The 13362-nt window shown below is 39.9% G+C and carries 11 protein-coding genes; 6 read left to right on the top strand and 5 right to left on the bottom strand.

Annotation, left to right across the window (positions count from 1 at the left end):
* Positions 1 to 17: 17 nt before the first annotated feature.
* Entirely contained in the window at positions 18 to 497 is a 480-nt protein-coding gene (locus B1C82_RS01250; RefSeq protein WP_086445797.1) for a peroxiredoxin, read from the top strand.
* Between the two features lie 3 nt (positions 498 to 500).
* On the top strand, positions 501 to 2267 hold the full coding sequence (locus B1C82_RS01245; RefSeq protein WP_086445796.1) for a M61 family metallopeptidase: 1767 nt from the start codon (positions 501 to 503) through the stop codon (positions 2265 to 2267).
* Here the strand turns inward: B1C82_RS01245 and B1C82_RS01240 are convergent.
* Positions 2254 to 2970 (bottom strand): SDR family NAD(P)-dependent oxidoreductase, encoded by a 717-nt coding sequence (locus B1C82_RS01240; protein WP_086445795.1) that lies wholly within the window; start codon positions 2968 to 2970, stop codon positions 2254 to 2256. The two genes, B1C82_RS01245 and B1C82_RS01240, sit on opposite strands and share 14 nt — an antisense overlap.
* A 43-nt stretch (positions 2971 to 3013) precedes the next feature.
* On the opposite strand from B1C82_RS01240, the gene argB reads away from it, so the two are divergent.
* Entirely contained in the window at positions 3014 to 3886 is an 873-nt protein-coding gene (gene argB, locus B1C82_RS01235) for an acetylglutamate kinase (protein WP_086445794.1), read from the top strand.
* Positions 3887 to 3985: 99 nt separating this feature from the next.
* On the top strand, positions 3986 to 5734 hold the full coding sequence (locus tag B1C82_RS01230; RefSeq protein ID WP_086445951.1) for a GAF domain-containing SpoIIE family protein phosphatase: 1749 nt from the start codon (positions 3986 to 3988) through the stop codon (positions 5732 to 5734).
* A 33-nt stretch (positions 5735 to 5767) separates the two neighbouring features.
* Here B1C82_RS01230 and B1C82_RS01225 read toward each other — a convergent pair whose 3' ends face one another.
* A complete protein-coding gene (locus B1C82_RS01225; RefSeq protein WP_086445793.1) occupies positions 5768 to 7063 on the bottom strand; it encodes an ATP-dependent 6-phosphofructokinase in 1296 nt (431 codons plus the stop codon).
* A 63-nt stretch (positions 7064 to 7126) separates the two neighbouring features.
* Here B1C82_RS01225 and B1C82_RS01220 point away from each other — a divergent pair, with 63 nt between their 5' ends.
* Entirely contained in the window at positions 7127 to 8215 is a 1089-nt protein-coding gene (locus B1C82_RS01220; protein ID WP_234008479.1) for an LIC_20087 family outer membrane protein, read from the top strand.
* A 66-nt stretch (positions 8216 to 8281) separates the two neighbouring features.
* Positions 8282 to 8905: a hypothetical protein gene (locus tag B1C82_RS01215; RefSeq protein ID WP_086445792.1), complete on the top strand. Its 624-nt coding sequence runs from the start codon at positions 8282 to 8284 to the stop codon at positions 8903 to 8905.
* A gap of 92 nt (positions 8906 to 8997) precedes the next feature.
* Here B1C82_RS01215 and B1C82_RS01210 read toward each other — a convergent pair whose 3' ends face one another.
* From B1C82_RS01210 to B1C82_RS01200, 3 genes are read right to left on the bottom strand one after another with little or no spacing between them, the layout of a single operon-like run.
* Positions 8998 to 9312: a hypothetical protein gene (locus tag B1C82_RS01210; RefSeq protein WP_086445791.1), complete on the bottom strand. Its 315-nt coding sequence runs from the start codon at positions 9310 to 9312 to the stop codon at positions 8998 to 9000.
* 6 nt (positions 9313 to 9318) lie between these two features.
* The gene (gene metH / locus B1C82_RS01205; RefSeq protein WP_086445790.1) at positions 9319 to 13056 is read right to left on the bottom strand and encodes a methionine synthase; all 3738 of its coding nucleotides are present in this window, start codon (positions 13054 to 13056) and stop codon (positions 9319 to 9321) included.
* The gene (locus tag B1C82_RS01200; protein WP_086445789.1) at positions 13053 to 13352 is read right to left on the bottom strand and encodes a DUF362 domain-containing protein; all 300 of its coding nucleotides are present in this window, start codon (positions 13350 to 13352) and stop codon (positions 13053 to 13055) included. Before B1C82_RS01200 ends, metH begins: the two co-directional genes overlap by 4 nt.
* Positions 13353 to 13362 lie beyond the last annotated feature (10 nt).

The raw sequence follows: 13362 nt of genomic DNA, 5'->3' as shown, positions 1-13362 counted from the left end.
AATAGGAGGAAAACTTTATGTCCGACTCATGGGAAGGAAAAAAATTACCGGAAGTAAGTTTATCCAGTTCAGCAGGAAACACAGTAAATCTACCTAAAGATTCAGCAGGTTCCTGGACCTTATTGTATTTTTATCCGAAAGATGATACTCCGGGTTGCACAAAACAAGCCTGCTCTTATAGAGACAATTTGGAAAAGTTCACGCAGGCTGGAGCAAAGGTTTATGGAATTAGTTCAGACTCTTTAGATAGCCATAAACAATTTATTGACAAGTTCAATCTAAGTTTCCCTCTTCTATCTGATCCAAAACAAAGTTTGAGCGGACCATTAGGAGTTTATGGAGACCAAGAATGGCAAGGAAGAGTTTTCAAAGGACTTTCTAGAGACAGCTTTTTGGTAGGACCAGATGGAACCATCCGCAAAGTATGGAGAAAAGTGGATCCCACTAAAACAGTTGCCGAAACTTTAGAGGAGATCTTAAAAGAGGCCGGTGCCTAAGGCGTGATCGTAAAATACACTCTAGATATATACCAACCGCATAGACATTTATTAAAGGTGGAAATGGAAGTCCACCCAGACAAACAGGAAACATTTCTTTGTATTCCAAATTGGTCGCCCGGCTCTTATAAAATCCGAGATTATTCCAAATCCATTCACCAAGTACATTTTGTTCAATCCAAGCCGGGTTGGGGCCTTGAGCAAATAGACCTTGATACTTGGAAAGTTTCTTCTAAGGGAGAAACATTCAAAATTTCTTATCTAGTTTACGGATTCGAACACACCGTAAGAACCAATTATTTCACCAGCGATTTTATTTTAGTTCATCCGCCTGCTACATTCCTATATCCCAAGGATCGTTTAGATCTAGAACCTGAACTTAGCTGGAAGAGTTTATCACCTTTTCGTTTTTGTTATACCGGATTAAAGAAGAAGGAAGGTTCCAAACAGATTTGGAAGGCGAAAAACTTCGATGAATTTTTTGACTGCCCTATTCTTCTTACAAATGAAAAACAGATCCCGTTTAGTGCGGAAGGATGCGAATTCGATCTAGTCATCCTAGGGGATATCGAAACAAAAGATAAAAAGAAGATCTCCAAAGATTTGGCAACTATCGTGGAAACTCAGATCAAACTGATGGGAGGAACTGAAAATAAGTATTATCTATTTGTTTTAGACATGAGCGATAATCTTTATGGAGGATTAGAACATCTCAATTGCAGCATCAACCAATTCGATCCAAATGGATGGTCGAATCCAGATAATTACAGAACTCTTTTAGAACTTTTATCCCATGAGTATTTCCACCATTGGAACGTGAAAAGGATACGTCCGATCGCTCTCGGTCCTTTTGATTACCAAAAACCGAATTTAACAAAAGAATTATGGATCGCAGAGGGGATTACTAGTTTCTTTGATGCGTATTTTCTTCTTCTTTGTGGATCTTATTCGCCCCAACAATATTTGAATAAACTTTGGAAGGATATACAGGAGTTAGAAGAATCTCTGGGTGAATCTTGGATGAGTTTAGAAGATTCCAGTTTTACTGCTTGGACTAAATATTATAATCGCCCATTCGATCCAAATTTTTCGAATACAGGAATCTCCTATTATACAAAAGGAGCAATTCTATCTTTAAGTATGCATCTTTATATCCTGAAAGAAACCAATGGCAAAAAATCTTTGGTAGATGTCATGATCGCTTTGAACAAGCAGTATCATCAGGAAAAGAAAAGAGGCTTTACAAAGGCTGAATTTTTTCAAACTGCAAAGAAAGCAACAGGCCTAGACCTAAAACTTGAATTCGACACTTATATCACAGAACCAAAGCGGGTCCCTATCGAAACATATTTGCATTTGATCGGAATAGAAAGAACCGCTTCCAAACCTAAAATTGAATTGGGATTTAGAGTAAAAGAAGAAAGAGGAAGAATGATCGTAAGTAAAATTCTTCTCTCTAAATCTGTGAAAGAAACGGATATCAATTTAGGCGATGAATGGATAGCTCTGGATGATAAAAGAATTCTTCCAGGAAACTTTAAAGAATTATTAAATCAATACCAACCAGGCAAAAAAGCGGACCTTCTTCTTTCCAGAAGAGGAAAAATATTAAAAAGAAAGATCAAATTTGATTCTTCTCCTTCTGCAAATGAACTATGGATTGATGAAAAAGCAAAAGATTCCGTTAAGGAATTGAGAGAAGTATTTTTGCATCTGGGAAAAGAGCCTGGAATTCCGAAACCTTCTTCCAAAAAAACTAAATCGAAGTAATTCCTCCGTCCACTGTCCAGTTCGCACCATTGATATAACCTGATTCTGAAGAGATTAAAAAAGAGACCACTCTTGCAATCTCTTCCGGAGAAGCGATCTTCTTTACTGGAGTCATCTCTATTATCTTTTTGCGATGATCATCCACCTGGTCTTCTTGGATGCCCATTTTGGTTTCCATATAACCTGGGCTCACAGCGTTGGAAGTGATTCCCTTCTCTCCCCATTCTGCAGCAATAGATTTCATAAAACCGATGATCCCATGTTTGGAAGAAGAGTAAGCAACAGATAGCGCGCTTCCTTGCACTGATAATGAAGAAGCTATGTAAACAAATCTTCCCAAACCTTTTGTGCTAAAGACTGGAAGTAATGTTTTTGTAATTTGAAAAGCAGAGCGAAGGTTAATCGCGAATATCCTGTCCCATTCTTCCAAAGAAACTTCGGTGATCTTATGATAAGGACCGCCATAACCCGCACAATGTACAAATCCATAAATGGAAGAAGAAGTATCTAATTGCAAATTTTTGCAGGCATTCTCCAGTTCATTGGAAGAAGTCAGATCTATTTTTTGGAATGTTTCATTTGGATGAAGTCTGACTGGAGAAACTAGATCCCAATTTAAGATCTTGTATCCTAGATTTCCTAATTCGGAAACAAGAGCACGGCCTAAGCCTCCGCTTCCTCCAGTGATTAAAATTGTTAACATTTCCGAATCGACGTACAAGTGGGGAACGATTTCTCTGTTTGGTATGGAACATTCCTTTGAAAGGGTCAACAATATTCTGGAGGCCCTTCCCTATATTACAAAATACTCCGGGAAAACTGTGGTCATCAAATATGGTGGAGCCGCAATGGCGAAGGCCGACTTAAAGGAATCTTTCGCAAAAGATATAGTTCTTCTAAAGTATGTAGGTATCCATCCTGTAATTGTTCACGGAGGCGGACCCGAGATCAATAGACTCTTAGAAAGTTTGAATATTCCAACTGAGTTCGTTCACGGTCATAGGGTCACAAACGCGGAGACCATGGACGTTGTAGAAATGGTCCTCACTGGAAAAGTAAATAAACAGATCGTTTCCATGATCAATAAAGAAGGTGGAAATGCAGTCGGACTTTCCGGAAAAGATGGAAATCTTGCAGTCGCTTCCAAAACAAAAATAGAAATAGATGTAGAAGGAAAAAAATCCGAACTAGTAGATGTCGGTCTTGTGGGTAAGATCGACAAAATAGATCCTACAGTCATTCTATCTCTCCAAGAAAAAGGTTTTATCCCGGTAATTTCTCCGGTGGCTGAATCTGCATCTGGAGAATCTTTAAATATTAACGCGGATACGTTTGCGGGAGAATTGGCAGGAGCTCTCAAGGCGGAAAAGCTCATCCTTCTTACGGATACTAGCGGGATCCTGATCGACGGAAAACTTGTAACAGGTTTAAACCGTGCCTTAGTAAAAGATTATATTCGGAAAGGAGATATCACTGGAGGAATGATCCCTAAAGTAGAATGTTGTCTTTCTGCGATCGACCAAGGAGTGAGAAGGACTCATATTATTGACGGAAGAGTCCCACATTCTATCCTGATCGAAATCTTTACTGATCAAGGGATCGGTTCCTTGATCGAATAAGAGGAAAGTTCCGAATCTCCTTGACAGGAGTTGGATTTGGGCTGGAATAAGCCCTCCCGATTTGAAAATCTCTCAAAAAAAGAAGTATTCCCGGACCAAATGAGTTTCAAACAGCTCTCCTTAGCTCTTATTTCAGACATTACTGCCAGGATCAATTCCACCGATGATCTGGAAGAACTTTTAGGAATTATCATAGATACCACGAAAGATGTGCTCAATACGGAAGGATGTTCCCTTCTACTCTATGATCCGGACGAAGATTGCCTAGTATTCCAAGTTGCAAAAGGTGATAAGGGAGAATCCCTCACTGAATTAAAAGTCCCTAGAGGAAAAGGGATCGCAGGAATGGTCCTAGAAAGTCTAGAACCTGTCATTGTAAATGATGCGGCAAACGATCCTAGAATTTATAGAAACATAGATGATGCAGTCGGATTCACCACAAAGAATCTAATCTGTGTTCCGATGAAAGCGCAAGGAGAGATCCAAGGAGTCCTGGAAGCAGTTAACTCTTTAGAAAGGCCTGAATTCACAAATAAAGACATTAAGATATTAGAATATCTTTCCGATCTTGCAGCGATTGCGATCAGAAACAGAAGGTTGATCCGAGATTTAAAAGATCGTGCAAGAGAACTGGATTGTCTTTATCAGATCAGTCAGGCCATTTCTAATATTGGCGAGTTAGATCAGTTCTTAAATCTAACAGTAAACTCAATCTCAGACGTTTTAGGTGCGGAAAGAGTTTCTTTGATCTTCCAAAATCCTAGAACAAAAGCATTCGAACTTTCTAAATCCATAGGCTTCAGCTTGGAAGAAGAGTCTCATCTTGTGGATGAGTCCAGAGGGATATTAAACGAAATTTTATCCCAAGGAAAAGCGATCCTAGTTCAGGGACAAACAGATATTAATCCTGACCTTCTTACGCCAAATCGTTATAAGACTAGATCTTTCGTATCTGTTCCTATCCGTCAGGATGGTACGATCATAGGCGTCTTAAACGCTGCGGATAAAATGAGCGGGGATAGTTTTTCCCCCCAAGACCTTTCTATCTTGAGCACTATCTCGAACCAAATTGCAGAAGCTTATAACAGTCTTTTAGCTAAGAATCAAAAGGAGAAGTTAACATCTATCCGAAGAGATATGCAGATCGCTTCTCAGATACAGCTCAACTCTCTTCCTAATATTCCTAAGAAGATGCATCTTCTGGAAATTGAAACTTCTTACACCGCATCCAAAGAGATCGGTGGAGACTTCTATGATCTGATCTATCATAATCCTGATGAAGTAAGTATCTTAATCGCAGACGTTTCCGGAAAAGGGATCGCAGCCGCGCTCTTTATGGAATTTTCCAAAACGATTATCGCGGGTGAAGTCGCACGTAATTCTTCCACAAGTATCAGTCTTATGGGAGCAAACCGGATCATTCAAGAGAAGTCCGGCTATTTTATGTTCGTTACTGTGATGCTCACTCGTATCAATATGCTTAAGAAGCGGATCCGTTTTTCTAGTGCCGGCCATAATGAGCAGTTATTATATAAGGCAAAAGACAAGAAGGTACTACTCCTTTCCGGAAAAGGAATGCCTCTAGGCATCAAAGAATCAGAGATAGAAGAGCATGAAGTGGAATACCAACCCGGAGATCTTCTGGTTCTATATACTGATGGTGTAAGCGAGACTACAAACGAAACCGGAGAAATGTATTCTTTAGAAAATCTCGCAAAACTTATAGAAAGAAACGGAGATATGCCCGTAGAAAATCTAAAAGAACTGATCTTAGATACTACTGATGCATTCAGAGGAGAAGCAGATCCTCATGACGATTACACTTTAGTAATGGTCCGACTCAATTAGGATTATCTAATCCTTCTCAAAAAGTCTTTTATATTATTCTGCCACCATACGAGCAGGCTGCCCGGTTGAAGCCAATAATGTTCTCCACAGAGTACTCTTAGTAGGCTGAAGCACCTTTCTTTCTTGGATCGCGATATCTATCGGAAGATGAGTAAACACATTATTCCACATACCGATCACTAGATCAGTCTTGCCGGCCATGGCAGCATGCACTGCATTCTGAGCCAAAAATCCACAGAAAATAGAATCCTCTGGATTTGCTGGAATAGAACGAATAATATAACTTGGATCTATATATTTAACATTCACTTCTATCTTTTCTGCTTTGAAGAAGTCCTGGATTGAATTTTTGAGATAAACACCAATATCGCCTAATTTTAGATTTCCGGAAGCGTCTCTTTCTTCCGTTTTCCCGAAAAACTTTTGACCTGCACCTTCTGCTACAATTATCACCGCATGTTCTCTGGTTAAGATCCTTTTTTTCAGAATATCTAAGAAGGAACCTTTTCCATTCAGATCAAAATCAACTTCAGGGATTAGACAATAGTTTACGTTTTGAGAAGCTAAAGCTGCATTTACTGCAATAAAACCGGAATGCCTTCCCATCAGTTTTACTACACCTATCCCATTCGGCGCGCCTTTTGCTTCCACATGTGCACATTCTACAGCTTCCATTGCTTTGGAGAAGGCGGTAGAAAATCCGAAAGTTTTTTGCACATAATTGATATCGTTATCTATTGTCTTAGGAACTCCAATAACAGAGATCTCTTCCCCTCTTCTGTCTATCTCGCCTACGATCTCTTTGGCTCCTCTTAAGGTTCCGTCTCCTCCTATACAGAATAACATCTTAACTCCGTACAAAGAGAGCCTATCTACCATGTCGGAAGGATTTTGGTTTCCACGGGAAGATGCGAGAATGGTTCCTCCGTCCCTGCCTATATGAGCCACATTTTCAGGGTTCAGCTCGATGGGTTTATGATCATATTTTTTGACAAGGCCCTGATAGCCGTAGGGAAATCCAAGGATACGTTTAACCCCGTATCTATAATTTAATTCCATTACGATACCTCGGATCACATCATTGATCCCTGGACAAAGCCCCCCACAGGTCACGATCCCAGCAGTTACTTCCTTTGGGTCGAAGTAGATCTTCTTTCTGGGACCTGCTTGTTCGAAAAATTCGGCTCCTTCTCCTATATATTCCTTCCAGCTCTCTTCTGTTTCGAATACCGTCTTGAAAACCACCTTGGATTCATCTCCGGTATAATATTCGTAAGCGGCTGGACTTTCAATTTTGCAAGGGCCGAAATTTCTGATCTTTGTGTTCATTTATACCAATTCCAGGTGAATTATAGAAGATCTTATTTTTTGGTAAATATGACGGAATTTTCATTGGCAAAGCAGAATATTCCGTCATATATCAATAAATATAGGATGAGAACCGAGAAGATGACATATGAATCCAAATCTCTTCCTAAACGCAAACGCTCGTTTTTTAGAAAGACCTTCCCTTCTCTCTTGCAGGTAATTCTTCCTTTTGTAGCGAGCCTATCCGTAATCTACGGAGAGAACAGTTCTACTTTCTTCTGGGATTCTTTCGACAACTTTTCTAAAAACAAGGCCCTATTTTCACAAAAGGAAACTTCTGACCAAACAGAAGAGAAGGAAGAGCATAAGGTTCAATTTTTCTCTTCTCTTACATTCAAATATCCTTATGAAATGAAAGTGTTTCGGGAATATATCCCGACCGAATCTGCATCTTTCGACTCCATTCCAGGGCTGCCCAACAAGTTACCGAACCAGCCAAGGATCCTTTTACAGAAGAGAGAATTTTTCGCTCTTTACCCTTCTCTTGGAAGAGAAGAAGTTTTTGTAATGGCAATGAGTATGGGCCAGAACAAGGAAAATAAATCCGAGGCTTATGTAGGAGCTAATACAGAAAGAAGAGCGTTTGATTCTCTGACGGACGTGAGAGCTACTTCTTCCGTTATACCAGGTTTAGGTTCTAACCTTTCGAGAGGTTTGGACAACCAAGCTGGGAATTTACTTTTCGGTTATTTACTCGGAAGAGCTGGCATTCAAATGGATTTAGGTTGGAGAATGGCGGGAAATAACGTAGGTTTGGCGATCCCAGAATCTGCAAAATCTTCCATCGGGATCAGCTATTCCTTGATCTCGAATTCCAGCAGTTTGAACAAAATGGATTTCTTTCTACAAGTATCTGGGATCAAAAGATTTAACGATAAAAGTCTTTTACAGATCGATACTCCTCAAGCCTTCAGAGGATGGCAGCAAGGTTACGAATATTATGTGAACCCTGGATTCTCTATCTCTACAAAAAACTTGAGCTTCGAAGGTTTGGTACGTTTGCCTCTTCATCAACCGTTCCCGAATACGGACGGATTACTTACTCCAGAGATCCAAGGTATGCTCGGGGTAAAATATAAATTCTCAGACAGTTCTCCAAATTTACAAAAATAATTATCATTTTTTATAATATAATTTTTCCAAATCGAATCACTATTATTCAAAGCCAGGAGAAAGGCCGTGAAAAACATTAAGTTCCTAATCTTATTCTGCGCTGCCTCTTCAATATTGGCCGACGAAGTAGTTTATACCAAAACCGGCAAGAAGGTAGTCTTGAAAGAGAATTTCACCTGGCAATTTGCTCCGGAATCCAAGACAGATCCATCAAAAAAACCTAATACTTCTAGGCCCATCCTGAAAGGGGCTGACCAAACAAGTCTGATCAAAAGTAAATCAGGAGTATATTCTGTTTTTTATAATTCTACCTTATGGACAAGCGTTACCGAAAATCATGAATTTGCAGAGTTTCATTTCGTAAACCAGGCAAGAACTGGAAATGCAATGGTGATTTACGAAGGATTAGAAATCCCATTAGAATCATTTCCCGAATTAGTCTTATTGAACGTAACAAAAACAGATCCGGATGCGAGGATCATAAATATTGAAGATTGTTCCGTAAACGGAGTACCAGGAAAGATCGTAACCTATACAGCTCAGATCAAAGGTCTTAGATTTATTTTTTATTCTTTTCTAGCTAGCGGTAATTTCGGTTCCGTTCAGTTCTCTACATTTACTTTGGAAAGCCAGTTCGAGAAAGAGAAATTGAACTTTGAGAAGGTTATTTCAGGATTTGTTTTGAATTGAGGGATTTGTAGTAACTTCGACAGCAATTTAGAGGCACACGATCCGATATAGAGCGGTGGAATTTGAGTTCAGCTTAGAATTTGTCGAAGTTACTACAGTATTTGCCTTCTCTGGAAGGAAAGCTGCAGATCTAACTTATTAATTTGTTCTTTTTTTCTGCCAAATCTGAGAAAAGAAATAGCTTTGCCGGATGTAGTATCTATGACCTCAATTCTGGTCTCCATCACAGGGCAAGAGACTTCTTCACAACTGATCTCACTCAATTTCAAGCGTAGATCTTCCCTACCCAGCTTTTCCCTTATCTTAGATGCCAACCAAGGATGGAATGGAAATTCCGTTCCAGGCTCCGATTCATCCTGGTATTCAGAATGAACCGGATTTGTAGTAACTTCGACAAAACGTTTCATTAAGTATTAGACTCTCGAAACTTCCTCTTGGGGATCATAGGCCAAATTCGGGGAAAGCCATTTCTCCACATCGGAAATAGTCATTCCTTTCCTGTTTGCATAATCCTGAACCTGATCTTTATTAATCTTCGCCACTGCAAAATATTTAGCAGCTGGATGTGCAAAGTATAAACCGCTCACGGAACTTGCAGGCATCATTGCAAAATGTTCAGTAAGAGTGATGCCTGTATTCTTCTCCACATCTAATAGATCAAATAAGGTTCTCTTTTCAGTATGATCGGGACTTGCAGGATAGCCCGCAGCTGGACGAATGCCCTGATATCGTTCACGGATCAATTCGTCAGTAGAAAGATTTTCGTCGGCCACATAACCCCAAATCTCTTTTCGGATCTTCAGGTGCATATATTCCGCAAAAGCTTCAGCAAAACGATCACCCAAGGCCTTTGCCATGATGGAATTATAGTCGTCCAGGTTAGAGTCGAAGATAGAAGCGAACGCCTCTACTCCATGACCCGCAGTAACTGCAAAACCACCGATATAATCTGCGACTCCGCTTTCTTTAGGAGCGATATAGTCCGCCAAACAATAATTAGGTTCATCTTTTTCTTCTTTGCTGATCTGTTGGCGAAGGGTATGAAAAACGGTCTTAATATTTGTCCTGGTTTCATCTTCGTAAACTTCAATATCGTCGCCTACACTATTTGCGGGGAAGACGCCAATCACTCCTCGGGTCGTATATCTTTTATTAGAAACGATATCTGCTAATAATTTCTGAGCGTCTTTGAATAATTCTTTAGCTTGTTTACCGTATGTTTCACTTTCCAGAATAGAAGGATAACGTCCTTTTAGTTCCCAAGCTTGGAAGAACGGAGACCAGTCTATAAAAGGAACCAACTCTTCGAGAGAGATTTCATTATCGAAAACACGAACTCCCGTAAAATTCGGTTTAACAACATTAGTCACATTCCAATCGGTAACATATTTATTATCTCGAGCATCTTCGATAGAAACAAGTTTACGATCGCTTCTTGTGTTAAAATAAATTTCTCTTTGGACCTTTTGCTCTTCTTTAATCTGCTTTATATAATCAGGTTTTAAAGAAGGATTCAAAAGTTTTGCAACTACGTTCACGACCCTGGAAGCATCAATTACGTGGACCACAGGTTGGTCATATTTCTCTGAAATTTTTACAGAAGTATGAGCAGAACTTGTAGTAGCTCCTCCAATCAATAGAGGAATATCGAAACCGGTTCTCTTCATTTCAGAAGCAACGTGAACCATCTCATCCAAAGAAGGAGTAATAAGCCCGGATAAACCGATGATGTCTACATTTTCCTTTTTTGCTTCTTCCAAAATTTTCTCACAAGGAACCATTACGCCGAGGTCAATCACTTCGTAGTTATTACACGCAAGAACTACTGCTACGATATTCTTTCCGATATCGTGAACATCTCCTTTCACTGTAGCGATCAGGAATTTTTGCTTTTTAGAAGCTTGAGCCTGCTTGCGGTTCTCTTCTTCCATAAAAGGCAGAAGGTATGCCACCGATTTTTTCATCACCCTTGCACTCTTAACAACCTGAGGAAGGAACATTTTTCCGGCTCCGAACAGATCGCCAACTACTCTCATTCCATCCATTAAAGGACCTTCGATCACTTGCAATGGTTGATCGTATTTGAGTCTTGCTTCTTCAGTATCTTGGTCTATGAATTCTACAATTCCTTTTACTAAAGAATATTCTAATCTTTGCTCGACTGTTCCTTCTCTCCAGGCTTCTTCTTTTTTCTCAGCCTTCTCACCTGACTTAACTGATTCAGCAAAGTCGATTAATCTTTCGGTAGCATCCGGTCTTCTGTTCAGGAGAACGTCCTCTACTCTTTCTAAAAGATCCTTAGGAATTTCTTCATAAACTGCAAGCATACCTGCGTTTACGATCGCCATGTCCATCCCAGCTTTGATCGCATAGAATAAGAATGCTGAGTGCATTGCTTCTCTCACTGGATTATTTCCACGGAAAGAGAAGGAAATATTACTTAAACCACCGCTGATCTTCGCACCTGGGCAAACAACTTTGATCTCTTTGATCGCTTCTATAAAATCTACCGCATAATTATTATGTTCTTCGATCCCTGTTCCTACAGTTAGTATGTTCGGGTCGAAAATGATATCGAACGGAGAGAAGTCCGCCTTCTCCACTAATAAATCGTAAGCTCTTTTACAAATACGAACCTTATCATCTTTAGTGGCAGCCTGACCTTGTTCATCAAATGCCATCACGATGACAGAAGCGCCGTACATCTTGATTGTTTTTGCCTGTTGCAAAAACTTCTCTTCTCCTTCTTTCAAGGAGATGGAGTTTACGATCGGTTTTCCTTGGATACATTTTAATCCAGTCTCTAAAACAGACCACTTAGAACTATCCACCATGAAAGGAACTTTTGCAATATCAGGTTCTACCGCGATCAGGTTCAAAAATTCTTTCATGGAGGCTTCTCCGTCTAAGAGAGCCTCATCGAAGTTTATATCGATAACGTTAGCGCCTGCTTCCACCTGTTGCAAAGCAACGGATACTGCTTCTTCGAAGTTTCCTTCTAAGATCAATTTTTTGAATTTAGGAGAACCGGTTACGTTAGTTCTTTCTCCAATTAAGACGAAACCAGTTGTTTCATCTATAGTCAAAGGTTCTAATCCGGATAATCTGGTCTTTCCTACTATCTCAGGTATAAGTCTAGGTTTTTTACCTTGGACAGCTTTGGCGCCTTCTTTGATATGAGCAGGAGTAGTTCCGCAACATCCCCCAGCAATATTCAACCAACCTTGGTTGGAAAAATCTTCCAAAAATTTTCCAAATTCTTCGGGAGTCTGATCGTATCCTCCGAATGCGTTAGGCAAGCCGGCATTCGGATAACAACTAATATAACAACCCGAGATCCTGGATAATTCTTCTATATAGGGTCTCATCTCTCCTGCACCTAAGGCGCAGTTAATTCCGACAGAAAGTGGATTTGCATGATAAATGGAATTGTAGAATGCTTCAATTGTCTGTCCCGACAAAGTTCTCCCGGAAGCATCAGTTATCGTAACTGAAAGAGAAACGGGAATTCGCACATTCAAATCTTTGAAGACGTTCTCAATTGCAACGATAATAGCTTTTAGATTTAAAGTGTCTATGTTCGTTTCAGAAAGAAGAATATCGACTCCTTCTTCCACTAGTGCTCTTACTTGCTCATAAAATGTTTCTACTAATTCGTCAAAGGTCACTGCACGATATGCCGGGTTATTCACATCAGGAGAAAGAGAAGCGGTCCTTGTCGTAGGTCCAATCGATCCCGCAAGGAATAGTGGCTGATCAGGATGAGTTTTGGCAAACTTTTCCATTGCAGCACGAGCAACCTTCACCGCTTTTCTGTTCAGTTCATCAACATACGCTTCTGCATTATAATCTGCTTGGGAAATTCTATTAGAGCTGAACGTATTCGTTTCTAAAATATTCGCCCCTGCTTCCAAAAATTTATAATGTATTTCTTCGATCACTTCAGGCTTGGTGATCACAAGTAGATCATTGTTCCCTTTTAAGGCAGACGGATGATCTTTGAGTCTTTCATCTCGAAAATCCTCTTCCCCTAGACCATATCGCTGGATCATGGTTCCCATTGCTCCGTCAAGAACCAGTATCCTCTCTTCTAATAATTTTAAGAGTTCCTGTGCTTTGGAATTTGTGTATGTGGGAAATTTATGTTTCATAATTCTTTAATATTGCAGTTCTTATTTAAAAGAGGTTTTTTAAGATCGTTGATCATCGGCAACGTTTTCGATTCTTTTGCGTTCAGAACGATCCAATCTTCCCATATCACCGGCACCTCATCCTCCGGGAAAATGGCATTCACCGGACATTCTCTCAAACAATCATTACAATTGATGCAAATGTCCGGATCTATAACTAAGTAATCATTTCCTTCTCGGAAAGCTTCAACAGGACAGGCAGCAGCACAGTAAGTAATTTTACACCCTACGCAGGGCTCGGTTACTACGTATGCCACCGACCTCTCC

The sequence above is a fragment of the Leptospira venezuelensis genome (assembly GCF_002150035.1).
Taxonomy (GTDB): domain Bacteria; phylum Spirochaetota; class Leptospiria; order Leptospirales; family Leptospiraceae; genus Leptospira_B; species Leptospira_B venezuelensis.
The sequence above is the reverse complement of the archived record's forward strand: the minus strand, read 5'-3'. Positions and strand labels throughout refer to the sequence as shown.

What these genes read in the sequence shown, in the direction of transcription:
- B1C82_RS01250 (WP_086445797.1), top strand. Translation starts at nt 18, where the DNA reads ATGTCCGACTCATGGGAAGGAAAAAAATTACCGGAAGTAAGTTTATCC.
- B1C82_RS01240 (WP_086445795.1), bottom strand. Translation starts at nt 2,970, where the DNA reads ATGTTAACAATTTTAATCACTGGAGGAAGCGGAGGCTTAGGCCGTGCT.
- argB (WP_086445794.1), top strand. Translation starts at nt 3,014, where the DNA reads ATGGAACATTCCTTTGAAAGGGTCAACAATATTCTGGAGGCCCTTCCC.
- B1C82_RS01230 (WP_086445951.1), top strand. Translation starts at nt 3,986, where the DNA reads ATGAGTTTCAAACAGCTCTCCTTAGCTCTTATTTCAGACATTACTGCC.
- B1C82_RS01225 (WP_086445793.1), bottom strand. Translation starts at nt 7,063, where the DNA reads ATGAACACAAAGATCAGAAATTTCGGCCCTTGCAAAATTGAAAGTCCA.
- B1C82_RS01210 (WP_086445791.1), bottom strand. Translation starts at nt 9,312, where the DNA reads ATGAAACGTTTTGTCGAAGTTACTACAAATCCGGTTCATTCTGAATAC.
- metH (WP_086445790.1), bottom strand. Translation starts at nt 13,056, where the DNA reads ATGAAACATAAATTTCCCACATACACAAATTCCAAAGCACAGGAACTC.